At 71.9% G+C, this 24100-nt stretch carries 20 protein-coding genes and 1 pseudogene; 4 read left to right on the top strand and 17 right to left on the bottom strand.

Features of this window, described 5'->3' with window-relative positions:
- Positions 1–148: 148 nt before the first annotated feature.
- Both NQU54_RS30870 and NQU54_RS30865 read right to left on the bottom strand, forming a co-directional pair.
- Positions 149–511: a nucleotide pyrophosphohydrolase gene (locus NQU54_RS30870; protein WP_257633906.1), complete on the bottom strand. Its 363-nt coding sequence runs from the start codon at positions 509–511 to the stop codon at positions 149–151.
- Positions 495–1652, bottom strand: a complete 1158-nt coding sequence (locus NQU54_RS30865) for an AAA family ATPase (RefSeq protein ID WP_167503682.1) — start codon at positions 1650–1652, stop codon at positions 495–497. Before NQU54_RS30865 ends, NQU54_RS30870 begins: the two co-directional genes overlap by 17 nt.
- 146 nt (positions 1653–1798) lie before the next feature.
- On the opposite strand from NQU54_RS30865, the gene NQU54_RS30860 reads away from it, so the two are divergent.
- Both NQU54_RS30860 and NQU54_RS30855 read left to right on the top strand, forming a co-directional pair.
- Complete coding sequence (locus NQU54_RS30860) at positions 1799–2338, top strand: hypothetical protein (protein ID WP_257633905.1); 540 nt, start codon at positions 1799–1801, stop codon at positions 2336–2338.
- A gap of 358 nt (positions 2339–2696) precedes the next feature.
- A complete protein-coding gene (locus tag NQU54_RS30855; protein WP_257633904.1) occupies positions 2697–4865 on the top strand; it encodes an MMPL family transporter in 2169 nt (722 codons plus the stop codon).
- 90 nt (positions 4866–4955) lie between these two features.
- On the opposite strand, the gene NQU54_RS30850 is transcribed toward NQU54_RS30855, so the two are convergent.
- Together NQU54_RS30850 and NQU54_RS30845 are read right to left on the bottom strand one after the other, a co-directional pair.
- Positions 4956–5723 (bottom strand): PIG-L deacetylase family protein, encoded by a 768-nt coding sequence (locus NQU54_RS30850; protein WP_257633903.1) that lies wholly within the window; start codon positions 5721–5723, stop codon positions 4956–4958.
- Positions 5723–7432 (bottom strand): bifunctional UDP-N-acetylglucosamine diphosphorylase/glucosamine-1-phosphate N-acetyltransferase GlmU, encoded by a 1710-nt coding sequence (locus NQU54_RS30845; RefSeq protein WP_257633902.1) that lies wholly within the window; start codon positions 7430–7432, stop codon positions 5723–5725. The genes NQU54_RS30850 and NQU54_RS30845 overlap by 1 nt, the downstream gene beginning before the upstream one ends.
- Before the next feature lie 267 nt (positions 7433–7699).
- Here NQU54_RS30845 and NQU54_RS30840 point away from each other — a divergent pair, with 267 nt between their 5' ends.
- Both NQU54_RS30840 and NQU54_RS30835 read left to right on the top strand, forming a co-directional pair.
- Positions 7700–8956: a macrolide family glycosyltransferase gene (locus NQU54_RS30840; protein ID WP_257633901.1), complete on the top strand. Its 1257-nt coding sequence runs from the start codon at positions 7700–7702 to the stop codon at positions 8954–8956.
- On the top strand, positions 8953–9507 hold the full coding sequence (locus tag NQU54_RS30835) for a DUF3995 domain-containing protein (protein WP_257633900.1): 555 nt from the start codon (positions 8953–8955) through the stop codon (positions 9505–9507). Before NQU54_RS30840 ends, NQU54_RS30835 begins: the two co-directional genes overlap by 4 nt.
- Here NQU54_RS30835 and NQU54_RS30830 read toward each other — a convergent pair.
- The 13 genes and pseudogenes from NQU54_RS30830 to NQU54_RS49435 all read right to left on the bottom strand — a co-directional run.
- Positions 9494–10483 (bottom strand): beta-ketoacyl-ACP synthase III, encoded by a 990-nt coding sequence (locus tag NQU54_RS30830; protein ID WP_079259268.1) that lies wholly within the window; start codon positions 10481–10483, stop codon positions 9494–9496. The genes NQU54_RS30835 and NQU54_RS30830 overlap by 14 nt on opposite strands.
- Positions 10480–12210 (bottom strand): fatty acyl-AMP ligase, encoded by a 1731-nt coding sequence (locus tag NQU54_RS30825; RefSeq protein WP_257633899.1) that lies wholly within the window; start codon positions 12208–12210, stop codon positions 10480–10482. The genes NQU54_RS30830 and NQU54_RS30825 overlap by 4 nt, the downstream gene beginning before the upstream one ends.
- A gap of 132 nt (positions 12211–12342) precedes the next feature.
- Positions 12343–14298 carry an ABC1 kinase family protein gene (locus NQU54_RS30820; protein WP_100805938.1) on the bottom strand — a complete coding sequence of 652 codons (1956 nt, stop codon included), beginning with the start codon at positions 14296–14298 and terminating at the stop codon, positions 12343–12345.
- Between the two features lie 32 nt (positions 14299–14330).
- Positions 14331–15119: an ABC transporter permease gene (locus NQU54_RS30815; RefSeq protein WP_069867780.1), complete on the bottom strand. Its 789-nt coding sequence runs from the start codon at positions 15117–15119 to the stop codon at positions 14331–14333.
- Positions 15116–16093, bottom strand: coding sequence for an ATP-binding cassette domain-containing protein (locus NQU54_RS30810; protein ID WP_069867781.1), 978 nt, complete (start codon positions 16091–16093; stop codon positions 15116–15118). Before NQU54_RS30810 ends, NQU54_RS30815 begins: the two co-directional genes overlap by 4 nt.
- A 43-nt stretch (positions 16094–16136) precedes the next feature.
- Complete coding sequence (locus tag NQU54_RS30805) at positions 16137–17816, bottom strand: phytoene desaturase family protein (protein WP_093702321.1); 1680 nt, start codon at positions 17814–17816, stop codon at positions 16137–16139.
- Positions 17817–18009: 193 nt separating this feature from the next.
- A complete protein-coding gene (locus NQU54_RS30800; RefSeq protein ID WP_257633949.1) occupies positions 18010–19113 on the bottom strand; it encodes a beta-ketoacyl synthase N-terminal-like domain-containing protein in 1104 nt (367 codons plus the stop codon).
- 69 nt (positions 19114–19182) lie between these two features.
- Positions 19183–19587 (bottom strand): hypothetical protein, encoded by a 405-nt coding sequence (locus NQU54_RS30795; RefSeq protein WP_093704678.1) that lies wholly within the window; start codon positions 19585–19587, stop codon positions 19183–19185.
- The gene (locus tag NQU54_RS30790; RefSeq protein WP_257633898.1) at positions 19584–19997 is read right to left on the bottom strand and encodes a hypothetical protein; all 414 of its coding nucleotides are present in this window, start codon (positions 19995–19997) and stop codon (positions 19584–19586) included. The genes NQU54_RS30795 and NQU54_RS30790 overlap by 4 nt, the downstream gene beginning before the upstream one ends.
- On the bottom strand, positions 19997–20359 hold the full coding sequence (locus tag NQU54_RS30785; RefSeq protein ID WP_069867784.1) for a DsrE family protein: 363 nt from the start codon (positions 20357–20359) through the stop codon (positions 19997–19999). Before NQU54_RS30785 ends, NQU54_RS30790 begins: the two co-directional genes overlap by 1 nt.
- A 115-nt stretch (positions 20360–20474) precedes the next feature.
- Positions 20475–21668: pseudogene (locus tag NQU54_RS30780) on the bottom strand (macrolide family glycosyltransferase); the annotation flags it as partial.
- A 13-nt stretch (positions 21669–21681) separates the two neighbouring features.
- Positions 21682–22872: a cytochrome P450 gene (locus NQU54_RS30775; protein WP_069867786.1), complete on the bottom strand. Its 1191-nt coding sequence runs from the start codon at positions 22870–22872 to the stop codon at positions 21682–21684.
- A 30-nt stretch (positions 22873–22902) separates the two neighbouring features.
- Positions 22903–24100: alpha/beta fold hydrolase (locus NQU54_RS49435; protein ID WP_306279228.1), on the bottom strand; the 1198-nt coding region annotated here is incomplete at its 5' end.

The following is a 24100-nucleotide window of genomic DNA, read 5'->3' as shown; positions in this document are numbered from 1 at the left end:
CACCGCCACACCGCCCGTTCACTGCCATAGTCCCCCGTTCACCGCCAGACCCCCCATTCACCGCCAAAGCCCCCGTTCACGATCAGCGCCTGGCCGCCCTTCGCGATCAGCGCCCCCGTACGTCGCGATGAGCGCCCCCGTCCGCCGTTCAGCGCCCCCCGTTCGCCGGGAACCGCCCCTCGTTCCGGTCGATCTTCGCCGAGAGCGCCGCGAGCGCGTCGATCCCCAGCACCTCGCAGAACTGGAGCAGATAGGCCAGCACATCGGCGACCTCGTCCTCGACCCGGGCCGCCGCGCCCTCGTCCTCCATCACCCGCGCCGACTGCTCGGGCGTCAGCCACTGGAAGATCTCCACCAGCTCCGACGCCTCGACGCTCAGCGCCGCCGCGAGGTTCTTGGGGGTGTGGTACCGCTGCCAGTCGCGCGCCGCCGCGAAGGCGGCCAGCCTGCGCTGCAACACCGCCACATCCAGGCCGTCGGTTCGTCGCTCGCTCTCATAGGACTCGCTCACGCCCCAGGTTTACCACCGTGACGGGGGCGTCCCCGACCGCCCCCGTCACGTCCCCCACCGTCCCCACCAGCCGGATGTGCCCCCGTGCGCACATCCGGGCCGCCACCCCCAGGAGCTCCCGCGCCTGCCGCCGGTCCAGACACCGGTCGAATCCATCGGCCAGCACGGTCAGCACCTGCCGCGCGGGGAGCACATCGGCCGCCGGGTCCACGGCCAGCACACCGGGCCCGGTCAACAGCACGAGCGCGAGGGCGAGATAGCGCAGCTCGCCGTCGCCCAGCCGCTCCACGGGCATCGCGCCGAACTCGCCCTGCTGGACCAGGGCCCGCACCACCCCGTCCGCGCGCCCCTCCGTGACCAGGCCCTCGACCGGTCCCGCGCACCCCGCCCGGACCGCCGCGACCAGCGCCGCGTGCCGCGTACCGCATTCGCGGCTGGTGCGCCGCAGGACCGCGGCCAGGTTCTCGCAGCAGCCGCGCAGCCGCCCGTCCCTGGGCACCGCGGGCGCCCGCATCCGCTCCGGCCGCGGATCGCAGGGGAAGACCGAGCGCAGCGCGATGACCACCTGCTCGGCGGCGGCCAGCGCGAGCCGCTGCCCCTCCGTGGTGCCCGCGACCCGCAGCGGCAGCAGCGAGGTGGCCAGCCGGTCGTCGGGCAGCGGGGCGCGGGTGACCGCGACCGCTCCCGCGGTGTGCCAGGCGGCCTGCACACAGCGCCGCCCGGGGTCGCGCAGCGCCGTCTCCAGCAGGGTCTCCCCCGCCCCGGTCATCCGCTCGCCCACGATGCGCAGTTCGGGCTCGGCCTGGACGGCGACATCGAGCCGTACGGGCCCGACCGGGCCGTCCACGGTGCAGCCGATGCGGAAGCCGCGCCGCCCCTGCCGGTCCGGCCGCGCCCGGCGCGGGATGTACGCGGCCGGATCGCGGAACACCTCCGTGAGCCGGGCGCCGCCCGCGAGCCGCGCGAGCGCCGCGTACGCCTCCAGCACCCCGGACTTACCGCTGCCGCTCGGCCCGGAGATCAGGGTCAGCGGGCCCAGCGGGAAGGCGGCACGGCGGTGGCTCTTGAAGGCTGACAGCCTCAACTCGGAGACCACGGGCCGCAGTTGGGTCCTGGCGGGCAGCAGCCCGGATGCGCTCATGCTCCGGAACATATCTGTGGCACATACCGCCGAACCGTTACTCCTTCCGTATCTTCCTACCATCGGGGGATAGCCGCGGTGGCCGATGATGACCAAGGGACGGCGGATGACCAGCGCTCATGGAGTGGCGGACGATACGGGGGGCCATGGCCGACAACACGTTCTGGATCGCAGCCCTCACCGGCGGCACGGCCGTACTGGCCAGCTGGGTCACCAGCCGCGGCAACACCCGGGCCGCCCGGATCCAGGCGGACACCGCGGCGCTCGCCCAGCGCGTGGAGCGGCTGCGCGACAGCCGCCGCACCGCGTACCTCGATCTGATCGAACAGACCCACAGCATGGGCGAGTTGTACTGGGAGGTGGCCGCCGTCCAGCGAACCGGCGAGGCGGAGCGCCGCCCCGCCCTCCTGGACGAACTGGCCGAGCGCGAGCGCGACGAGTACGGCAGGATGCGCCGCTGTGTGCGCGTGGTCGAACTGGAGGGCCCGGAAGCCGCGGCCGCCGCCGCGAACGCGCTACAGAAGGCCACCGGCCCGTTCCACCGCGCCCTGGGCGCGATGCGCTCGGGTGAGCCGGATGCTCCGCAGCGCTTCCATGACGCCTTCCGCCCGTTCTGGCAGGCCCTCACGGAGTTCGTCGACGCCGCGAAGACGGCCCTTCGCCAACCCCCTTCGGGACGCTCCTGACGAGGCGTGATGGGGTCTCGTGACCAGGCGTACGGGATGTGGTGTCAGGAAGCGGACGGGGCGGGAGGTGTCGGGCCCACGGCGGGCCGCCGCACACCCCATTTTTGTCAACAACATGTCGTTCCGCCCCACTTCACGGCCCGCCTCCACAGCGGCACCCGAGACTCGGACGGTGGCCGTCGGCCCGGGGCATGGAGGGCGCCATCAGCACGGATGCTGATACACGGACCGCTTCCCTAAACCGTTTGGCGGAGCCGCCCTCAACCCCCAGGCCGATTTCCACGGGGACACATGGTGCGGCCCGAACGGCTGTCCTAGCGTGCCCTATTACTGGAACCTTAAATCCCTAAGGAGCGTCATGTTCGGGCGAATAGGACGGTTCTCCGTCAACCGTCCATGGCTGATCGTCGCGTTGTGGGTCATCGCGGCGGTCGGCCTGGCCATCCTTGCCCCACCGCTGAAGTCCAGCACCGACCAGGCCGACTTCCTTCCCTCGCACTATGAATCGGTGCGGGTGTCCAAGATCCAGGAGCAGGCGTTCCCGCAGCAGGAGAGCGCGGCGGCCATCCTGGTCTACCAGCGGTCGGACGGGAACAAGCTCTCCGAGGCCGACAAGGCCGCCGTCATCAAGGCGACCAAGGGGTTCCAGGGCGAGCAGTACAAGACCTTCAAGGCCGTGGTGACCACGCCCGAAGCCGTCTCCAAGGACGGCAAGATGGCGCTGGCCAACATCTACTCGACCAAGAAGGACCTCTACGACGAGGACACCCAGCAGTCGATCAAGGACCTGCGCGCGGACCGCGACAAGCTGCTGAAGGGCACCTCGCTGAAGGTCGATGTGACCGGTCCGGCGGCCTCGGGCCTCGATGCCACCGAGTCCGAGGGTGACACCGACGCCATGATCATGATGGCCACCCTGGTCCTGATCATCGTGCTGCTCGGCGCCATCTTCCGCAGTCCGCTCATCGCGTTCATGCCCGTGCTGATGATCCTGGTGATGTTCATCATGGCCCAGGGTCTGATCGCCACCGCAAGCGATTGGTTCGGGCTCGAGGCCGACAGCGGAGTGTCCGCGATCCTGATCGTGGTGCTGTTCGGCGTCGGCACGGACTACATGCTGTTCCTGCTGTTCCGTTACCGCGAACACCTCCGCCAGGGTCAGGAGGCCAAGGAGGCCCTGGTCAACGCGGTCTCCCGGGTCGGCGAGACCATCGCCTCGGCGGCCGGCGCGGTCATCGTGGCGTTCCTCGCCCTGACCCTGTCGACGATGGGCAGCATGCGCGCCATGGGCCCCTCGCTGGCGATCTCCGTCGCGGTGACGCTGGTGGCGGCCCTCACCCTGGTGCCCGCGGTGTTCTCGCTGCTGGGGACGAAGGCGTTCTGGCCGTCCAAGGCGTGGCAGCGGGCCCCCCGCAACCGGCTGGCCAACGGCACCGGCTCCCTGGTCTCACGCCGTCCCGGGCTGATCGCCACGGTGTCCGCCTGTGTGCTGGCCGCCCTCGCGGTGGGCGCGTTGGGCTTCAAGGCCGAGTTCGACACCGACAGCTCGCTGCCCAAGGACCTGGAGTCCGTCCAGGCCATGGCGGAGCTCCAGAAGAGCTTCTCGGCCGGTGAGTCCGACCCGAGCCTGGTGTACGTCCAGTCGGACGGCGGCGGCAAGCTGGACCCCGCGGCGCTGACCGGGTTCCGGCAGAAGCTGGCGGGGGTCGAGGGCGTCGGCGAGGTCTCCCCCGCCGGGCTCAACCCCAAGGGCGACGTGGCCCAGTTCAGCGTCGTGCTGAAGCACCGGCCCGCCTCCGAGAAGGCCATCGAGCTGGTCTCCGGGGACCTGCGGGACACCGCGCACAGCTCCGCGCCCGACGGCACCAAGGCCCTGGTGGGCGGCACGACCGCGGTGCTGGCCGATATCGAGGACGCGGTCAACCACGACTACCGGCTGGTGTTCCCGGTCGCGGGCCTGGCCATCATGGTGATCCTCGGCCTGCTGCTGCGCAGCGTGGTGGCACCGCTGTATCTGATGCTCGCCGTGGGTCTCGGCTTCGCCGCGACCCTGGGTTCGACGGTCTGGCTGTTCCAGGACGTCAGGGGCGAGAACGGGCTGCTCTTCATGCTGCCGATCGTGGTCTATCTGTTCGTGGTGGCGATCGGTACGGACTACAACATCCTGATGGTGGCCCGATTGCGGGAGGAGGTCCGCAAGGGCAAGTCGCCGGCCGAGGCGGCGCGGCTCGCGGTGGCCCAGTCGGCGCCGACGATCGGTTCCGCCGCCATCATCCTGGCGGGCACCTTCGGTGTGCTGATGCTGGCCAGCAACACCATGCTCCAGCAGATGGGCTTCGCCGTCGCCTTCGGCATCCTGCTCACCGCGTTCATCATGGCGCTGCTGCTGGTGCCCACGGTGACCGCGATGCTCGGCTCCAAGGCGTGGTGGCCCAACCACCGCCACGACTCCCCCGGCGCGCCCGGCGCCTCCGGCCCGGGGCGGACCGAGGAGCCCGACGCGGCGGGCGAGACCGTACGGGTGTGACCCGACCTTCCGGCGACGGCCGGAACGCCTCGGTGGCCCTTCGCGCGGCGTCGCGGAGGGCCACCGGTGGGAGGACGGGGGTCCGGTCGGTCAGGGGCCGACCGGCCGGAACAGCTCGGCCGGGGTCCCGCCGCCATGGCTCGTGGCGTGGGCGTCGAACAGGTCCCGGAAGTCCGCGTCGGGCGGCCAGAGCATGGAGTGCTGCGAGCGGTAGCACTCGATCGCCGCGTACTTGGCGGCCCAGGAGGCTTCCCCCGCGGTCTCGGCCACCGGGTCCAGCAGGGCGCGGCCGTCCGGAAGCGGGGGGATGTCACTGCCCCGCAGCCCGTAGGGGAGGTCCTCCCAGCACCGCACCGGGACCTTCCCGGCGAGCGCGGTGACCACCGCGTCGCGGGTGCGCCGGTGGTCGATGTGGTTGCCGACCGCCGCGCTGGTGAGGACCACGTCGGGCTGGATCCGCTCGGCCAGCTCGGCCACGGCGCGCATGAGCAGGTCGCAGAGCTGGGGCTCGACGGCCTCGCTGCCCTGCACCATCGGCCCGTCGACGTCGATGAGCCAGCCGCCGTCGGACCGCCGCCGGTAGACCGCGTCGAGGAACTCGCCGTGGAGCGGAGTGGCGCCCAGCCGGGCCATGGCCTTGCGGTCCTCCTCCCGCCGGTGCTCCATCGGCTCGGTCTCCAGGCCCCAGGTGTAGTGGAAGTACTCGGCGATGGGCGAGTACGGCAGCGGCGGGATGCCCGCGAACATGGTGAAGACCGTGACCTCGGCGCCTTCGGAGGCCAGGTGGTGGATGCGGCTGCCGGCGGACAGCGCGGCGTCGTCCAGGTGCGGGGAGACGACGAGGATGTGGGAGGGCATCAGGGCATGGACCGTTCGTCATCGGTGGTGGACGGTTCGTGCGCGGCGGGGGGCTCCGGCGGCTCGGTGGTGCGGGGGACCCGCTGACGGACGCCGTCGGCCGTCTCCAGCTCCCCGGTCTCGCCCTGGGCCATGGCCGCGGCGATCGCCGACGCGGAGCCGGGCCGGTTCTTCTGCACCCAGCCGGGGATGTTGCGTTGTTTGAGCGACCCCTCGGAGATGACGAGCGCGCCCGGCGGGACGTCCTCGGCGATCAGCGCGCGGGCGCCCGAGTAGACCCCGTCGCCGATGGTGACCGGTGCGATGAGCCCGTTCTGGCCGCCGATGCGGACGTTGCGGCCCACGACGGAGCGGAACTTCTTACGGCCGTCGTAGTTGGCGAAGCCGGACAGGCCGCCGATGTTGCTCCCCTCGCCGATGTCCGCGTCACCGATGTACGACAGATGCGGGACCTTGGCCCCGGCGCCGAGCGTGGAGTTCTTGATCTCCACGAACGTGCCGACCTTGGCGCCCTCGTCCAGCCGGGTGTCGGGGCGCACATAGGCGTACGGGCCGACCTGCGCCGACGCCCCCAGGACCGCCTGGTCCAGCACCGAGCCGGTGACTTCGGCACCGGCGCCGATCCCGGACCGGGACACGGTCGAGTAGGCCCGCACCCGGGCGTCCGCGCCGATGTCCGAGGCGGTCACGGTGGACCGCTCCACCAGCGCCCCCTCGCCCACGGCGGAGTCCCGCACCTCGGCGTCCGGGCCGATCACCGCGCCGCACCCCACCGAACTGGCGCCGAGCACCCGGGTGTTGGGCAGGACGACCGCTCCGGCCGCCAGCCTGGCGCCGACGTCGATCCAGGCCGTCGCCGGGTCGGCGATGTCCACCCCGGCCGCCAGCCACCAGCGGTTGATCCGGTCGCGCAGAACGGCCCGCACCCGGGCCAGCTGGACCTGGTCGTTGGCGCCCAGGATGTCGTCCGGGTCCTCCGCGACGGTGATGCCGATGCGCAGGTCGTGCGCGGTGAAGTGGTCGAGCACGGTGGCCAGGTACTCGCCGGAGGTGCGGCCGCTCGTCAGCAGGTCGTCGAAGGCCGCGCGCAGGGCGGCGGCGTCGAAGGCGTAGACCCCCGCCCCCACTTCGCGCAGCCGTCCGCCCGCCGGGCCGTCGCCGGGCTCGCGGCGATCGGCCCGGTCCGGCGGCAGCAGGGCCTCGTACTCGCCCACCTCGGAGCGCAGCACCAGGCTGTAGCCGGTGGTGTCCGGCAGCCGGCCGGACAGCAGGGTCATGGCGTTGCCCGCCTTCTCGTGCTCGGCGACCAGCCGGGCCAGGGTGTCCCCGGTGAGCAGCGGCGCGTCCCCGCAGCTGACCAGGATGGTCCCGGTGAAGTCCGGGAGCCGGTTCACGGCGGTGAGCAGGGCGTGTCCGTAGCCGCCCTGGTGCTCCTGGACGGCGGTCTCCGGCGCGGGCGCGACGTCGGCGAACCGGGCGGCGAGGTACTCCTCGACGTCCGCGCGGTGGTGTCCGGTGACCACGACCGTGCGCCGCGGGGCGAGTTCGGCTACGGCGTCGAGGACATGGCCGAGCATGGCCCGGCCGCCCACCTCGCGCAGCACCTTCTGGGGGCCGGGTCCCATGCGCTCGCCGTTGCCCGCGGCGAGCACCACTGCGGCCAGCTCCCGGGCGTGCTGATCCCGGTCCTCCCCCGGTTCGGACGTCAATTCGCTTCTACCGTCGAGTATCTTTTGGGAAATCATCTCAATCAGCCCCTCCCGAGGGTGATCAGGCCGCCCGCGAATCCTTTTCGGAGAGCGTGACGCAGGTCTCAGACAAGGGCGAAGCAGACAGCCCCGCAAGGGATCCCCTGAACCCTTGGCAGGAAGCTGACTGCGCACTCGACCGTGCTGCCCGGCTTTCCTAGCATCGAATTCACCACATGACGTCAACCGGCCATCTGAGGCGTCCGGATGGCGGAAGAGGAGTTATCCGTGAGCGTCTCTCGTCCGGGCCTTCCGGAGGGAATTCCGGAGAATGCGCGACCGCTGCACATCGCGATGTTCAACATCCCGGCGGACGGTCATGTGAATCCGAATCTCGCGCTCTGCGCCGAATTGGTCGAGCGGGGGCACCGGGTCAGCTTCTCCATCGACGAGGGGCACGCCGCGGCGGTGCGGGCCACCGGGGCCGAGCCGGTGCTCTACCGGACCACCTTCCCGGACGCGAGCCGCGGCGAGCGGTTCCCCATCCGCGATGTGGTCGCGATGTCCTCGCTCTTCCTGCGGGAGGCGGTCGCGGTGCTGCCGCAGCAGATCGCCGCGTTCGAGGACGACCGCCCCGATCTGATCCTCTACGACTACGCCGCGCTCTCCGCCCAGATCCTGGCCGGGCGCTGGGACGTCCCGGCGGTGCGGCTCTCCCCGACCCGGGTGTCAAGCAACACCTACGAGCGCGACCTGGCCCCGTTCTACGCCTCGGTGGCGGACGATCCGGCGTGGCTGGCCTACCGGGACGAGTTCCAGCGCTTCCTGGACGCGGGCGGGATGGACCTGACCATCGAGGAGTTCCTCTACGTCGGCCGGGCCGACCACTATGTGGTCACCATCCCGCGGGCCTTCCAGGCCGACGCGGACGAACTCGGCGACGCCTACACCTTCGTGGGCCCCGTGGTGCGCGGACAGGACCACCAGGCGCCCTGGCGGCCGCCCGCGGACGGCCGTCCGGTGCTGCTGATCGCGTTCGGTTCGGTCGCGCCCGAGGTGCCCGAGGTGCAGCGGGTCTTCTTCGAGTGCGCGGAGGCGTTCGCCGATTCGCCGTGGCATGTGGTGATGTCGATCGGCAGGCATCTGGACCCGGCGGACTTCGGGCCGCTGCCCCCGCACTTCGAGCTGATCGCCGAGGTTCCGCAGCTCCAGGTCCTGGCCGAGGCCGCGGTGTTCATCACCCACGCGGGTATGGGCTCCACCATGGAGGCGGTCCAGCACGGCGTTCCGATGGTGGCCGTGCCCATGGGGTTCGATCAGATGGAGAACGCCCGGGTGATCGACGAGCTGGGCATCGGCGTACGGGTGCCCTTCGAGGGCGTCACCGGCGATGAGCTGCGGGAGGCGGTGGAGCGGGTGTCGGCCGACCCCGAGGTGCCCCTGCGGCTGGCGAAGCTGCGTGCGGAGATCGTCGCGGAGGGCGGCGCCGCGGCGGCGGCCGACGCGATCGAGGGCGTGCCGCGGCGCGCGCGGGCCGGCGCGTGACCGGATCGGGAACGGCCGCCGGGGCGGGGCCGGCGCCGGAGCCGCGCCGGGCCGCCCTGGCCGCCTTCGGCTGGGCGGTCGTCTTCACCGCGATGCATGTCTACTGGTTCGCCGGGGGCCGGTTCGGGCTCGGCGACGCGCCCGATGTGGTGCCGGAGGCCACCAGCACCGGCGACCGGGTCCAGGGCGCGGTCATCGTCGGCATGTTCGCGGTGGGCATCGTGCTGCCGCTGGCGCTGACCCGGCCGTGGGGGCGGCGGATCCCGCGCTGGGCGGCGCTGTTCTGCCTGTGGACCGGCGCCGCGCTGGTGGCGGTGCGCGGCGGCGCCGGGCTGCTGGACACGGCGCTGCGCTCCACCGGCCTCGCGCCCCACGGCCTGACCGGGCTGACGTACGAGCAGATCACCGGCGACGCCCACCCTTCCGCGTACACCATCTGGTCCGGGGTCTGCGTCGACGCCTATTTCGTGCTCGGCGGGGTCCTGTACGGCCTGACCGCCCTGCGGCTGGGCCGGCGGGCCCGGCCGGGGCGGCCCGTCACGGCAGATTGACCACCAGCGCGGCGTGCGCGAGCCCCGCGCCGAACCCCGCCAGCAGGGCGAGTCCCCCCGAGGGCAGCGCCCCGCGGTCCCTGAGGGCCTCCATGGCGAGCGGGACGGACGCGGCGGAGGTGTTGCCCGCGGATCTGATGTCGTCGGCGACCACCACATGCGGCGGCAGTTCCAGCGCCTTGGCCACGGCCTCGGTGATGCGCAGGTTGGCCTGGTGCGGGATGAAGGCGGACAGCTGATCCACCGTGACGCCCGCCCGGCTCAGGGCGGCGGCGGCCGTGCGCGGCACCTCCCTGATCGCCCAGCGGAACACCTCGGACCCGGCCATCCGCATATACGGCCAGGGGCGGTCCGCGTCCCGGACGGCGGTCCAGGGCTCCTGGTGGGCGATGAGGCCGTGCTGCTCCCCGTCGGAGCCCCAGGCCACGGAGTGGATCCCGGGTTCGGCGGCGGGGCCGACCAGCACCGCGCCCGCGCCGTCCGCGAAGAGGAAGGCGGCCCCCCGGTCGTCCGGGTCGACGATGTCGGTCATCCGCTCGGAGCCGATCACCAGCACCCGGCGGGAGGTGCCCGCGCGGATCAGCCCGTCCGCCACGGCGAGGGCGTAGCAGAACCCCGCGCAGGCGACGTGCACATCGAAGGCGGCGGCGGATCGCACGCCGAGGGCCGAGGCCACCTGGGGTGCCGCGGCCGGGCTCTGGTACAGGTAGGACATCGAGGCGAGCAGCACGGTGTCGACGTCGGCCGGGGCCACGCCCGCGTCGGCCAGGGCCTTGCCCCCGGCGTGCGCGGCCATGGCGATCACCGTCTCGTCCGGCCCGGCGTGGCGCCTGCTGACGATGCCCGACCGGCGCCGTATCCAGGTGTCGGAGGAGTCCAGCCGGGCGCACAGCTCCTCGTTGGGCACGGTGCGGGCGGGACGGTAGCCGCCGAGCCCCAGGATGCGCGCGCCGGGGTGGCCCTGACGCCCGGTCATGCCGGGCCTCCGCCCACCCGTACGAGGGTGCCGTCCACGTACTGCTGGCGGCAGGTGCCGCGGCGCACCTTGCCGCTCGTGGTCTTGGGCAGGGTGCCGCGGCGGATGACGACGACGTCCTCGGCCTCCAGCCGGTGGTCGCTGCGCACCCGCTCGCGCACGGCGCTGACCAGCACGTCGTGGCCGGCCGCGCGCAGCGCCCGGCCGTCCGCCTCGATCACCACCACGAGGGCCTCCCGGTCGCCCCGGTCGACCGCGAAGGCGGCCGCGGACGCGGGGCGCAGCGCGGGGTGGCTGCGCTCGGCGGAGTACTCCAGGTCCTGCGGGTAGTGGTTGCGGCCCTTGACCACGAGGAGGTCCTTGAGCCGCCCGGTGACATAGAGCTCGCCGTCGCGGACGAAGCCGATGTCGCCGGTGCGCAGGAACGCCGCGGTGTCGGCGTCGCCGGCGATCCGGGCCCGGAAGGTCTCCTCGCTCTCCCGCTCACGGCCCGCGTATCCGGCCGCCACACAGGGGCCGGTGGCCCAGATCTCGCCCACCCGGTCGGGGGCGGCCGCACGGCCGGTGGCGGGGTCCACGATCCGCACGCGGGTGCCGCCGATGGTGCGGCCGCAGCTGACCACGGGCACCGCGGCGGCGTCCGTGGTCTCGGTGACCCGTCCCTCGCCGAGGTCCGCGGGCGAGAGGGTGAGGGCCCGCGGTGGTTCGCCGGGGCCGCTGCCGCTGATCTTGAGGGTGTGTTCGGCGAGGCCGTATCCCGGCGAGACCGCACGCGGGTCCAGGCCGTAGGGGGTGAACGCCTCGATGAACGCCCGGATGGTGTGGAGCCGCACCGGCTCGGCACCGTTGACGGCCGCCCGCCAGGCGGACAGATCACAGCCCGGCGCGGGGGGTGCCTCCCGTACGCACAGGTCGTAGGCGAAGTTGGGGGCCGCGGCATGGGTGCCGCGGAACCGGGAGAGGGCCTCCAGCCAGCGGGCCGGGCGGCGGACGAACGCCTCGGGGCCCATGAGGTAGGAGGGGATTCCCGCCCACAGGGGCAGCACGACGCCGAACAGCAGCCCCATGTCGTGGAAGAGGGGAAGCCAGGAGACGACGGTGCCGCCCCGTGTGGGCCACAGGGCGTCGGTCTCGGCGGCGTTGTGCCAGAAGTTGCGGTGGGTGACCATCACGCCCTTGGGCGTGCCGGTGGAGCCGGAGGTGTACTGGAGCAGCGCCACATCGTCCGGTCCGGCGGCGGGCAGCGGCTCCCCGGCCGTCGCCGCTTCCGGGAACTCGTCGGTGGCCAGCAGCTCCAGACCGCGCAGCTCGGGCGCGCCGGGGAAGTCGGCCAGCAGCCGGTCGCGGGTCTCCGCGGTGGTGAGGACCCAGGTGGTGCCCGAGTCGTCGGCGACGGAGCGCAGCCGGCGCAGCGCCTGGCCGTTCCTGGGCACCTGTACGGGCGCCCCCATGACCCCGGCGGCGGTGCAGCCGAGCCAGGCGCGGACGAACTCCAGGCCGGTGGGGTACATCAGGACGGCACCGCGGCCGCGCATGTCCCGGCGGCGGAGTTCGGCCGCGCGCACGAGGGCCTGGCGCCGGAGCTCCGCGTAGGTGACCCGGTCGTCCGGGTCCTCGCCGTTGCGGAGATAGCAGTAGGCGAGGCCGTCCGGGTTTTCGGCGGCTCGCCTGGCGAGCAGGGCCGGCAGGGACATCAGCTTTTCGGGGGCATGGCCGACAGAAGTCATGTCCATCCTTTTCAGCGGTGGATGGCTCCTGTATAGCCAGGGGCACCGGGCCCCTCAAGGGCGATATCACCATGCTGCCAATATCACGGAATACCGCCCGGTAACCATTTCCGGCGGCCATTCAATGACGCGTCAGTTACGCGCGCCGCCCCGCGAAATGAGGAAAAGCACTTTCAGGCCGATCACTCCGGCGACCACCAGCAGGTGATAGCCGAGCAATTGGAAGAGCCCTATTCCGGGAACGACCACCGGACCGCCGTCGATGCTGAGCAGGATCACCGACATGACCCCGCTGGTGGCGGCGAGGAAGGTCAGCAGGATCTCATGCACCAGCGATCTGATGTACGTACGGTCGCGGGCGTTGGCGAAGAGCCGCACCCCGACGCCGAGCCGGCCCTGTTCGAGCGCGCTGGTCACCCGGTCCAGCCGCCGGGGCAGTCTGCGCAGCAGCTCCCAGGCGGCCATCACATCCGTCGGGCTGATCAGCTGGCCCAGCGGATCGCCGCCGGCGCGGGCGAAGCCCCCGTCGGCGAAGGTCCGGGCCTCCTCCACCATGACGAAGCCCGGGGCGATGAGCATCAGGGTGCCCTCGAGGGTGCCCAGGGCCCGGAAGACGGCCGCGACCTCGGGCGGGATGGTCAGCCCATGCCGCTGGACCAGCCGGAAGAGATCGGTGAAGATCTGCACGCTGGGGGTGGAACCGGGGGCGAAGTAGCGGGACAGGAAGCGGCCGAGCTCCCGCTGGAGCCGCTGCTCGTCGATCTCCTCGGGCCGGGTGACCACTTCCAGCAGGGCGTCGCACAGGGCGGCCGGGTCCTGGCTGCCCAGCGCGAAGAGCAGGGATCGCAGTCCGGAGCGGACCTGGGCGTCGACCCGGCCGACCGAGCCGAAGTCGATCACCCCGATGGCGCCGTCGTCCAGCAGCAGGATGTTCCCCGGATGCGGATCGGCGTGGAAGGTGCCGTCGGTCATCACCTGGTGGAACATGTTGACCATCACCTTCCTGGCGAGCGCCAGGCGTTCCTCCGGGGTGCCCTTCAGCACCGCGGTGGCCGAGCCCATGGGGGTGCCGGAGAGCCGCTCCATGACCAGCACCTGCTCGCCGGACCACTCCTCGTACACCCTGGGCAGCCGGATGCCGGTGCCCTCCGAGCGCCGGGTCCACGCGGCGCTGACGGTGGCGAGGTTGGCGGCCTCGATCCGGAAGTCCAGTTCCTCACGGACGGAGGTGGCGAATCCGTCGGCCAGGTCCACCACGCCGAGCGCACGGGCCCAGCCGGCGCGCCGCTCCAGCGTTCCGGCGAGCCGCAGAATGATCTGGAGGTCGCATTCGGCGACCTCCCGGACTCCCGGGCGGCGCACCTTGACCACGACCTCCTCGCCCGAGTGCAGCCGTGCCGCGTGCACCTGCGCGATGGACGCCGCCGCCATCGGCTCATGGTCGAAGTGCGCGAACGCCTCGTCCAGCGGCATGCCCAGCTCCCGCTCCAGGGCCTCCCCCACCACCTGCCAGGGCTCCGGGGAGACCTGGTGGTGCAGCCGCCCCAACTCGGCGATGAACGCGGGCGGGAGCAGGTCCCGGCGGGTGGACAGTACCTGGCCCAGCTTGACGAAGGTGGCGCCGCCCTCCTCCAGCGCCAGCCGCAGCGGCCGGGCCATCCGCCCGGAGCCGGGCCCGCGGCCGACGGTGGGCACCGCGCCGTACCGGCCGGGGCGCAGCCCGTGCCGCATCGCGATGGACACGATGTGCCAGTAGCGGCGGGTGCGGGCGACCCGGGAGCGCACCGACCGCACCCAGCCGCGCGGCCCGCCCAGCGTGCCACTGGGCGCCACCACTTCGAGGACGGCCAGGAAGCCGGTGGTCACCACCAGCGTGGACCCGAACTGCACCCCGGTGAGGATGCCGCGCTGCTCGGGGCGCTGCATCAGCAGGCTGAAGACGGCCAGGCCCACCACGCTGACCAGCCCGGCCAGCAGGGAGCGCACGATCCCGATGCGCAGGCCCAGCAGCCTCCGGGCGCTGAACACGAACGCCATGATGAACGCGCTCATCACCAGGAGGGCCAGGAGGAACTGGGCCAGCTTCATCACAGCGCGGGGTCCTTAGGGGTCCTTCGGGGTCAGCGTGCGGCGGCCCGGTGGTAGGCGCGGGCGGCCATCGGGGCCACCACGATCAGCAGACAGCACAGGATGAGGGTGCCCGCGGCCAGCGGATGCTGGGCCGGAAGCGCGTCGCTCACCACGGTGGAGGGGTTGCCCCACAGGTCCCGGCAGGCGCTCACCACGGAGCTGATGGGGTTCCACTCACCGATGATCTGCATCCAGCGCGGCAGCCCGTCCAGCGGTACGAAGGAGTTGGACAGCAGCGCGAACGGCAGGACCATCAGCGAGGAGATGGTGTTCACCGCCTCCGGGCTGCGCACCACCAGACCGATCAGCGCGCCGATCCAGCACATGGTGAAGCCGAGGAGGAGCAGCAGGCCGAAGCCGGCGACGGTCTTCACCAGGCCGTGGTGGGCCTTCCAGCCGATCAGCAGGCCGACCAGCGCCATGACGAGGCAGCTGAGCGCCGTCATCGCCATGTCCGAGACGGTCCGGCCGAGCAGCACCGCGTAGCGGGACATCGGCAGCGACCGGAAGCGGTCCACCAGACCGTTCTTGAGGTCGTCCGCGACCCCGGCGGCGCTGGTGCCCACCGCGGAGAACATCACCTGGGTGAAGATGCCCGCCATGATGTACTCGCGGTAGTTCCCGCCGGGCACGGACATCGCGCTGCCGAAGAGATAGCCGAAGACCATCACCATCACGACGGGCGCGATGGTCACCCCGATGAGCTTCTCCGGTACGCGGGCGATGTGCTTCATATGACGCCCGGCCAGGATCCAGGTGTCGGTTGCCAGTTCTCTCATGCTGCCGTCTTCCCCTCGTCCTCGTCGGGCTCCCCGGCGCTGCTGCGCCCGGTCAGCGCGAGGAACACGTCGTCCATGGACGGTCTGCGCATGGCGAAGTCCGTCACCTCGATTCCCTTGCCGCGCAGCGCGGTGGCGGCGTCGGCGATGGAGTCGATGCCGGAGCCCACCGGCACCGATACGCTGCGGCCCTGGTCCCCCACCACGGGCTCGCCGACCGCGACGCGCTCCAGCAGCCCGGTGACCTCCGGGACCGTGGCCGGGTCGGCGAGGGTGACCTCCAGGCGCTCCCCGCCGACCTTGCGCTTGAGCTCGTCGGGGGTGCCGTCGGCGATGAGCATGCCCTTGTCGATGACCGCGACACGGTCGGCGAGCTGGTCCGCCTCCTCCAGGTACTGGGTGGTGAGCAGGACGGTGACGCCCGCGTCGACCTGTTCGCGGACCATGGCCCACAGGGTCATCCGGCTGGTGAGGTCCAGGCCGGTGGTCGGCTCGTCCAGGAACAGCACCCCCGGGTCGGCCAGCAGGCTGGCGGCCAGGTCCAGCCGGCGCCGCATACCGCCCGAGTACGTCTTCGTCTCGCGGTCGGCGGCGCCGGTGAGGTCGAAGCGCTCCAGCAGCTCCTCCGCCCGCCGCTTGGCATTGGCGCGCCCGAGCCGGTAGAGCCTGCCGATCAGGACGAGGTTCTCCCGGCCGGTCAGCCGCTCGTCCACGGCCGCGTACTGCCCGGCCAGGCCGATGCGCCGGCGGACCTCCAGGGGCGCGGTGACGATGTCGTGTCCGGCCACCACCGCGCGGCCACCGTCGGGCGGCAGCAGGGTGGCCAGGATCCGTACCGTCGTGGTCTTCCCGGCTCCGTTGGGTCCGAGGAGGCCGAGCACGGACCCGGCGGGCACCGTGAGGTCGACGCCCTTCAGCACCTCGTTGTCGCCGTACCGTTTGCTCAGGCCCTCGGCCTCGATCGCCACGTCCATGTTCTCTCCTGGAAAGGTCGCCGGTGTGTGCGTGATCGGTCCGTCATCGGTCGATGCCCGCGAGACCGCGGGCGTGGCGGCGGCCGGTTCCCCGGGAGACGGCGAGCGGGTCCCAGCGCTCGTCGCGCTCGGGCAGCAGGTCCGCGTCGCCCAGCACGGCACCGTCGTGCACCTCGTGCATCAGCCGGCGGCCGACGATGGCGGAGGCGCAGGCGATGCCGCCCACGGCGACACCGGTGATACCGCTGCCGTAGCGGGTGTTGGCGCCCACCACGTGCAACCCCTCGACCTGGGTGCGGGTGTCGGGTCGCACGCCGACGCCGCCCCAGTCCGCGAGGCCGAAGGGGGTGCCCCCGGTGGACAGGGTGTAGCGCTCATGGGTCAGCGGGGTGGCCGCCTCCAGATGGGTGATGTGGTCCCGGAAGGGGCCGATCGCCCGCTCGGCGGCGGTCAGCATGGCCTCGGTGAACTCTTCCTTGCTCTTCCGGTAGGCGCCGACGCGGCGGTAGCGGGTGCCGTCGGCGGGGCCCGTGGTCACCCCCCAGCGGTCGTACTCGGGCGGGCACAGCGTCATCACCTGGAAGTTGCTGTGGCCCGGCGGGCACACGGCGCGGCCCTGGGGATCCTTCTGGGAGGCGAAGGACAGGAAGAGGAAAGAGACGGGGTCGATGTCGCCCTCGGCGAGCCGCCGGTAGTAGGTGCCGATGTCGTCGTCCGCGTACCACCACAGATTGGCGTTGCGGCGCTCGGGCAGCGGCCGGTCCAGGGCGATGTACAGCGTGGCGAACGGCAGCCCCATGGCCGCCTCGCGGGTCTTGGTCACCAGCTTGGCGGGGAAGTGCTCGGCGCCCACGAGGTCGAGCACGGTACGGCGGTAGTCGGCGTTGGAGACCACCAGCGGGGCGGAGAAGCTCCGCCCGTCGGCCAGCCCCACCCCGGTGACCTTGCCGCCGTCGACGAGGACGCGCGTCACATGGGCCCGGGTGAGCAGGGCCCCGCCGTGTGCCTCCAGCGACTCCACCAGGCCCGCCGCCAGCATCTGGCCGCCGCCCTCCGGGTAGTAGGCGCCCCGGACGTAGTGATCGGTGACGGTCGCGTGCATCGAGACGGTGGCCTGGTCGGGCCCCATGCCGTAGTTGGGCGACTGGGCGGCCAGCACGGTCCTGGCCCGCGCCGAGAGCCCGCAGTGGTCGAAGAGCCCGGACAGCGGGTGGCGGCCCCACTTGAGGGTGACCGGGGTGCGCGCGACGAGGTCGGCGACGGTCAGCTCCTCCCCGGACAGCAGCGCCGAGCGCATCTCGGTCCCCAGGGCCTCGCAGATGTCGAGGAAGGTGTCCAGGCCCGCGGCGTCCTCCGGAAGCGTCTCCTTCAGGCGCCGCCGGTAACGGTCCCAGCCGGCGGGCATGAACATGGAGGTGCTCGGCAGCACGATCTCGTCGAAGCCGTCCTGGTCCATCTCGCGGTAGGTGATCCGCTTGTCCAGGCCGAGGCCGCCGAGGATCGCGGGCAGCACCCCGCCGGGTCCGCAGTCGCCGAGGTAGTGGACGCCGACGTCGAACTCGTAGGCGCGGCGGCGGCGGAACACATGGCTGTTGCCGCCCGCGACGTCGTGCTGTTCGAGCACCAGGACCCGCCGTCCGGTCACCGCCAGATAGGCGGCGCAGACCAGGCCGCCGATGCCGGAGCCGACGACTATCGCATCCCAATCATCCCGGTTCGTCATGCTGGGGATCCCATCTCTGTCGCAATCGCCGTAACCGTCGCAGCAATCGGGGCCGCGGTCCCGGGCCGTGACCGGAAGCTGCCATCCACACTTTTCGCCCATACGTGACAGGGGATCCGGTGGGTCCGCTTCCGTTCGCTCGCCTTCGGCTGTGCCGTTGCCGTTGCTTTTGCCTTTGCCGTTGTCTTCGCCTTCACCGCAGCCGCAGCAGTGCGCAGGCCACGGCCCCGTCACGGTCCACCGAGGTGATGACCGCGACCTTGCCGGAGGCGTCCGGGGCGTCCTCGGCCGTGGCGAGGACGGCCACCACCTGGAAGGCCGCCGCGGCCGCCGAGGTGTCTCCGATCGGTTCGGGGTGCGGCACCCAGCGGGGTTCGACATCGCCGAACAGCGCCTCCAGCACGCCCCGTTCGGCCACCCCGGCACTCCCGGCGGGCGCGGAGGGCGAGATGGCCCACACCTCGGCCGGGCTCACCCCGGAGCGCCGCAGCGCCCGCCGCACACACCGGGTCAGCGCGGGCGCCGCCCCGTCCGGACCGGCCACCCCGGACTCCACCAGCACCACTTCGGCCAGGCCCGCCGCCGCGTCCGGCGCGTCGGCGGGGACCAGCCTCAGCACCGCACAGCCCTCGCCGAGCGGCACCGCGTCGGCCCGCTCGTCCGCCCCCCGGGTGTGGTGCTCCAGCCAGGCGCGGGCGGCCGAGTGCTCCTCCACCGCGCCGACCAGCACACTGCCCGCCCGGCCCGAGGTCAGCAGCCGCCGTCCGTAGTGCAGCGCCTGGAGCCCGGAGGCGCGGCCCGCGGCCACCGTGGCGTTGGGCCCGCGCAGCCCGTACCGGATGGCGCACTGCCCGGAGGCGCAGTTCATCACCGTGTTGGGGAAGTGCGAGGGGTCGACGTAGAACGGCTTCTCCTCCAGGAAGGTGTCCCGGGTGTGGTCCATGATGGACTGCGCGCTGCCGGTGTTCGTGCCGAGCACCAGCGCCACGTCGTCCCCGCCCGAGGCGGGTCCCGGCTCGGCGCCCGTGACCTCCCGCAGCAGCCGGTCCACGGCCGTGACGGCCAGTCCGGTCACCCGGTCCATGGACCGGGTCCCCTTGCGTCCCAGCACCTCACGGATGACGAAGCCCGGTACCAGACAGGCTCGTTCACCGGGGCCCGACCACTCGGCCGGGTCGAGTTCCACCGCCGTGCTCCGCCCGGACCGCAGCCCCTCGACGAAGGCGTGGCGCCCGATCCCGTACGGCGAGACCGCCGACCAGCCCGAGATCACGGGACCGCGCACCGCGGCAACCATGGCCGTCACAACCGATCCACTCCTTGGGGAATCCTCGCGGGTCCCGGCGGCCGCGCCCCGGGAGCCCGCTCACAGATAGAAGACCGCCCGGTAGCCGGGCCAGCGGGCCGCCATGGCCCCGGCCGGTACCGTGCGTACGCCGGGCAGCAGACCGGACTCGGCGTCCGGGCCGTACGCCCGCAGGTCCTGCTCCTCGATCCAGACGCCGACCCCTGCCTCCAGCAGCACGTTCAGGCCGTCGCCCGGGGTGTTGACGGTGGTCAGCTCCCGCTTCCCCAGGCGCGGTACGGGCGTCCGGGCGGCCCGGACGGCGTAACCGACCGCCGGGCCGCGCAACAGGACGTCCAGCCCGCCCAGATGGCGGTGGAACAGATACGCGCAGTAGAGGCCGTCGGAGAACTGGGTCTCCACCGCGCCCCGGTAGGCGCGCTCGACGATGGCGAGCGCGCGCCGCCCCTCCTCCGCCACGGTCACATCACCCCCAGGTAGAGCGTCTTGTCCGCGGCGGCCACATGCTCGGCGAACCGCGCCGGGGCCCGCACCGGGACCTCCGGGATGTGGTCCACCGCGCCGCGGTCGTCGCTACAGAACCGGCAGGCGTACCAGCGCAGCCGGTCGGGGAAGGCGAGGAGCATCTCCCGTACGAGCAGGCTCGTCGACGGGTGATCCACCTCCCATGCGGCGAGGTTGCGGGGTTTGCTGTCGCCCAGCCCCCGCTGGGTGAGCATGGTGGCGTAGCCGCACGCCCAGATCTGCACCGTGGCCCCGCCCTCCAGCATGGCCTGCGAAAGCCGCAGCACGCTGGTGAGCAGGTCGTTCTCGTACGGTGCGCCCATGACCGTCAGCAGGACGTCGGAGCGGGGCACCGTCGTGGGCCTGGCCATCAGTGCCACACCACCCGGACGCCGGGGGCGAGCACCCGGGCGGAGACCTCCGGCATGCCCACCACCCGCGCCTCGGGGATCAGCCGGTCCGCGGCGAGGCCGCGCTGGGCGAGGGAGAAGTCGTCCACCCACACCTCGCCGCCGGCCTCCACCAGGGCCCGCACCTCCGCCGAGTCCTCCGCCGTGCCGCGCACGGCGGCGGTGACGGCGTCCTGCACCAGGACCAGCTGCACCGGGTGGCCGGAGCCGGCCAGGGTGCGGGCGTCCCGGACGAACGCGCCACAGGAGGCGCCCGCCCAGGGGCCACGGCTCTCGATGAGCAGATGGGGGGTGGTGCGGACCGGTGCGTCTTCTCGCGTCATGATTCCCATGCCTTCAGCCGACCGTCGTACCGTTCACGGCGTGGCCAGCATCGCCACGGCCGAGGCCACCTTCCAGGCGGGCGACATGATCCTGCCAGTGCTCCCGCGGGCCGTGGAGCACGAACTCGATCAGGTCGGCCGCGGTGACCGCGCCGCCCAGCCGCCGCATCCGCTGGGCGATGGCGGCGGTCCGCGCCGCGACCCCGGGGTCGGAGGCGACGAAGGACACGGCGTCCCGCAGCCGCGCCGCGGTCGCCTTGTCCAGCGGGACATGCCGCCCGAGCCCCAACTCCACGAGGCGCTCGGCGTTGAGGTGCTGGTCGTTGACCTGCGGGACGGCGACCATCGGCACCCCGTGGTGCATGGCCTCGAGCACCGAGCCCATTCCGCCGTGGGTGATGAAGGCCGAGGCCCGCTCCAGCACCGCCAACTGGGGTACCGAGCGGTGCTGTTCGACATTGGGCGGCAGCGGGCCGAGCATTGCGGGGTCGAGGGTGCCGGTGGCCAGCACCACATGCCAGGGCGTGCCGGTGAAGGCCGCCACGACCTCCCGGTAGAAGCCTGGCTGCCCGCTGCCCGCGGACCCCAGGGCCACCAGCAGCACCGGCCGGTCGTCCACGGGGGCCCGCCACTCGCCCTGGTGCCCCCGCTCCCCCAGGCAGGGGCCGACGAAGGCGTAGCGCCCGTCCACGGCGTCCCCGTCGATCTGGAACTCCCGGGGCATCGGCACCAGACAGCGTTCGGGCAGCCCGGTGTAGTCGTCGATGGACAGGGCGATACCGGCGTCGTCCAGGAACTCCCGGAATCTTCGGCGGTACTCCGCCCAGCGCGGATCGTCCGCGAAGTACTCCTCGAACATCTCCTGGCGGGCCCGGCGCTCCTTTGGGCCCGCCGCGGACACATGGGTGGAGGCCAGGCAGATGACCGGGACCCGCCAGCGGTGTGCCAGCAGCCGGCCGGTGAGCGCGCCGAAGTCGTGCAGCACCAGGTCGGGCCGGTCCCCGTCGAATGCCCGCAGCTGCCCCGGCAGGATGGCGATCGCCTCCTCCAGCGCCAGACGGGACATGGCGACCGGGTCGTCGGAGGGCCAGTCCTCGACCCGGTCGGAGGCGGGCAGCGTCGTCTCGTACGGCACCAGGGTGGCCCCGGCGGCCCGCACCTGCGGGCCGAACTCGGCCGGCGCGGCGTAGCTCACCCGGTGTCCGCGGCGCACCAGTTCGGCCACCGTGCCGAGCGTGGGGTTCACATGGCCGTGGGCCGGGATGTTGAAGAACGCGATATGGGCTGTGGGTCTGTGGGTCGGATCCATGGCGCGCTCCGGCTCAGTCCCTGGTGATGACGACGGGGAGCCGCGAGGCGCCGATCATGTCCGATGTGTCGAGGAACTCGATGTCCGCGTCCGGTACGACCTGGATGGAGCGGTACCGGTCCAGCAGCAGATTGAAGGCGATCCTGCTCTCCAGGCGGGCGAGCGGGGCGCCGATGCAGTAGTGGATGCCCTGCCCGAAGCCGACGTGCCGGTTGTTCTCCCGGTGGATGTCGAACCGGTCGGGGTCCTGGAAGGCACTCGTGTCGCGGTTCGCGGAGGAGATCCACACATGGACGAGCTCCCCGGCCGGGATGATCTGCCCGCCGAGCTCCACGTCCTCGGCCGTCATCCGGACGAAGTTGCTGAACGAGGGCCGGATGCGGACGACCTCCTCGATCGCCTGGGGCACCAGGGAGCGGTCGGCCCGCACCTCGGTGTACAGCTCCGGGAAGCGGTCGAAGGTCAGGACGATATTGCTGATCAGCGCCGCGGTCGTGGTGATCCCGCCCATCAGCAGGACGCCCGCGAAGCCCACGATCTCCTCGTCTTCGAGCCTCCGGCCGTCCATCTCGGCCTGGACGAGCGTGGTGATCAGATCGTCGCGCGGCTCGGCCCGGCGCCTGCGGATCTGCTCGAACATATAGCTGTTGAGGGACTTCAGCCGCATCGCGGTCGCCCGGTGGCCCTCGACACCCGTATTGCTGGCGTGCAGCAGATTGGCCCATTCCGCGAAGAGGTGGGCGTCCTCGTGGGGGGCGCCGAGGATATCGGCGATGACGGCCACGGGGAACGGGAACGCGAAGTCCGCCGCGATGTCGAAGTGCTCCTTGTCGCCCACCGCGTCGAGCAGCCCGGTGGCGATCCGGACCAGCTTCGGCTCCAGACCGGCTATGTAGCGGGCGCTGAACGCCTTGCTGACCAGCATCCGGAATTTCCGGTGCCGGGGCTCGTCCATCGCGGCGATGTTCCCCTTGAAGAAGACGTCGTAGTCCTCCTGGGGCGGCGTGATATCGGACATGTCGTTAACGAAGACATCGGTGTTGGCCATGATGTGCGTGACATCCTCATGCCGGAACACCGACCACTGGAAGGACTGCTCGTTGTAGCTGACCGGATCTTCTCTTCGCATCTTCTCCAGCCAGGCGAAGAAATGCGCGTTCGCCTCGGCGGCCTGCCGGTCACGCACGGCGTCACTGGTGGTCATCGCGTTCTCGCTCCTTGTCAAGTTCCAGATCTACTGCGCCGCACCGTGGGCGTCCGGTCCGGGGCCGTCCATTTCCTCGAGTTTCGCGGCCAGAATGCGGCCGATCTCCGCCAGCGGACCGGGCTTCATCAGATCCGTGTGCTGCCGGTCGACTTCCCGTGTCTCGATCCGCCCGCCGACGTAGGGGCCCCAGGTGGCCGGGGTCGGGGAGATGTCGATCTTGTCGAGCGTGGCCACGACCAGCAGGATGTCTCCGCCGAACCTGTCCGGCAGATGGGTGTTGAACAGGTCGCTGTTGTTGGCGTAGATCCTGGTGATGGCCTCGATATGGCGGCCCTCGAGGGTGGCCATGGCGCTGCCGAGGCGCTGGAGCACCTCGGTCACCCGCTCATGGGTGAGCGGTCCGTTTCCGAGGTAGCGGCGGTCGTAGCCGACCCACCGCAACAGGTCGGCCAGCACGTCCTGTTCGTCGATGGGCGGCATCTTCTGGTTCGGATAGGTGTCCAGCACGCCCAGCAGGTCGGTCTCCTCGCCCAGCGCCTCCAGCCGGGTCGCCATGGCGTGGGCGATCACCCCGCCCGCCGAGTAGCCGACCAGCCGGTAGGGGCCGGAGGGCTGGACGGTGCGGATCTGCCGCACATAGTCGTCGGCCATCTCGGCGATGGTCGAGGGCAGTTGCTCGCCGTGGTCGTCCAGCCCGCGCGCCTGGAGGCCGTAGACGGGGTAGTCCTGGCCCAGGTGCTTGATCAGCCCGGAGTAGCACCAGCTGAGACCGCCCGCCGGGTGGATGCAGAAGACCGGGGGGCGGGTGCCGTGCGGCCGCAGCGGCAGCAGTACGTCCAGCGGCTGTCCCCGGTCCTCGTCGTCGAGATGGCCCGCGAGCTCGGCGGGCGTCGGGGCCTCGAAGAGGCTGCGGATGGTCAACTCCACGCCGAACGTGGCGTGGATGCGCCCCAGCAGCCGGGTGGCCAGCAGTGACTGTCCGCCGAGGTCGAAGAAGTTGTCGTCCACACCGACACGGGGAGCGTCCAGGATCTCGGCGAACAGACCGCACAAGATCTCCTCACGCGGTGTACGCGGCGCCCGCCCACCAGCACTCACCGGCGCCTCCGGCACGGGCAGCGCCTCACGGTCCAACTTGCCGTTCACCGTCAACGGCAACCGCTCCAACACCACAAACGCCGACGGCGTCATATGCTCCGGCAACATCCCCGCCACATGCCCCCGC

It is taken from the genome of Streptomyces malaysiensis subsp. samsunensis, from assembly GCF_024519315.1.
Classification (GTDB): domain Bacteria; phylum Actinomycetota; class Actinomycetes; order Streptomycetales; family Streptomycetaceae; genus Streptomyces; species Streptomyces malaysiensis.
This window is presented reverse-complemented; position numbering and strand designations above follow the sequence as displayed.

What these genes read in the sequence shown, in the direction of transcription:
- NQU54_RS30865 (WP_167503682.1), bottom strand. Translation starts at nt 1,652, where the DNA reads ATGAGCGCATCCGGGCTGCTGCCCGCCAGGACCCAACTGCGGCCCGTG.
- NQU54_RS30855 (WP_257633904.1), top strand. Translation starts at nt 2,697, where the DNA reads ATGTTCGGGCGAATAGGACGGTTCTCCGTCAACCGTCCATGGCTGATC.
- NQU54_RS30850 (WP_257633903.1), bottom strand. Translation starts at nt 5,723, where the DNA reads ATGCCCTCCCACATCCTCGTCGTCTCCCCGCACCTGGACGACGCCGCG.
- NQU54_RS30825 (WP_257633899.1), bottom strand. Translation starts at nt 12,210, where the DNA reads ATGACTTCTGTCGGCCATGCCCCCGAAAAGCTGATGTCCCTGCCGGCC.
- NQU54_RS30775 (WP_069867786.1), bottom strand. Translation starts at nt 22,872, where the DNA reads ATGACCACCAGTGACGCCGTGCGTGACCGGCAGGCCGCCGAGGCGAAC.
- NQU54_RS30815 (WP_069867780.1), bottom strand. Translation starts at nt 15,119, where the DNA reads ATGAGAGAACTGGCAACCGACACCTGGATCCTGGCCGGGCGTCATATG.
- NQU54_RS30830 (WP_079259268.1), bottom strand. Translation starts at nt 10,483, where the DNA reads ATGACCGGGCGTCAGGGCCACCCCGGCGCGCGCATCCTGGGGCTCGGC.
- NQU54_RS30860 (WP_257633905.1), top strand. Translation starts at nt 1,799, where the DNA reads ATGGCCGACAACACGTTCTGGATCGCAGCCCTCACCGGCGGCACGGCC.
- NQU54_RS30805 (WP_093702321.1), bottom strand. Translation starts at nt 17,816, where the DNA reads ATGACGAACCGGGATGATTGGGATGCGATAGTCGTCGGCTCCGGCATC.
- NQU54_RS30790 (WP_257633898.1), bottom strand. Translation starts at nt 19,997, where the DNA reads ATGGCCAGGCCCACGACGGTGCCCCGCTCCGACGTCCTGCTGACGGTC.
- NQU54_RS30800 (WP_257633949.1), bottom strand. Translation starts at nt 19,113, where the DNA reads ATGGTTGCCGCGGTGCGCGGTCCCGTGATCTCGGGCTGGTCGGCGGTC.
- NQU54_RS30785 (WP_069867784.1), bottom strand. Translation starts at nt 20,359, where the DNA reads ATGACGCGAGAAGACGCACCGGTCCGCACCACCCCCCATCTGCTCATC.
- NQU54_RS30820 (WP_100805938.1), bottom strand. Translation starts at nt 14,298, where the DNA reads ATGAAGCTGGCCCAGTTCCTCCTGGCCCTCCTGGTGATGAGCGCGTTC.
- NQU54_RS30810 (WP_069867781.1), bottom strand. Translation starts at nt 16,093, where the DNA reads ATGGACGTGGCGATCGAGGCCGAGGGCCTGAGCAAACGGTACGGCGAC.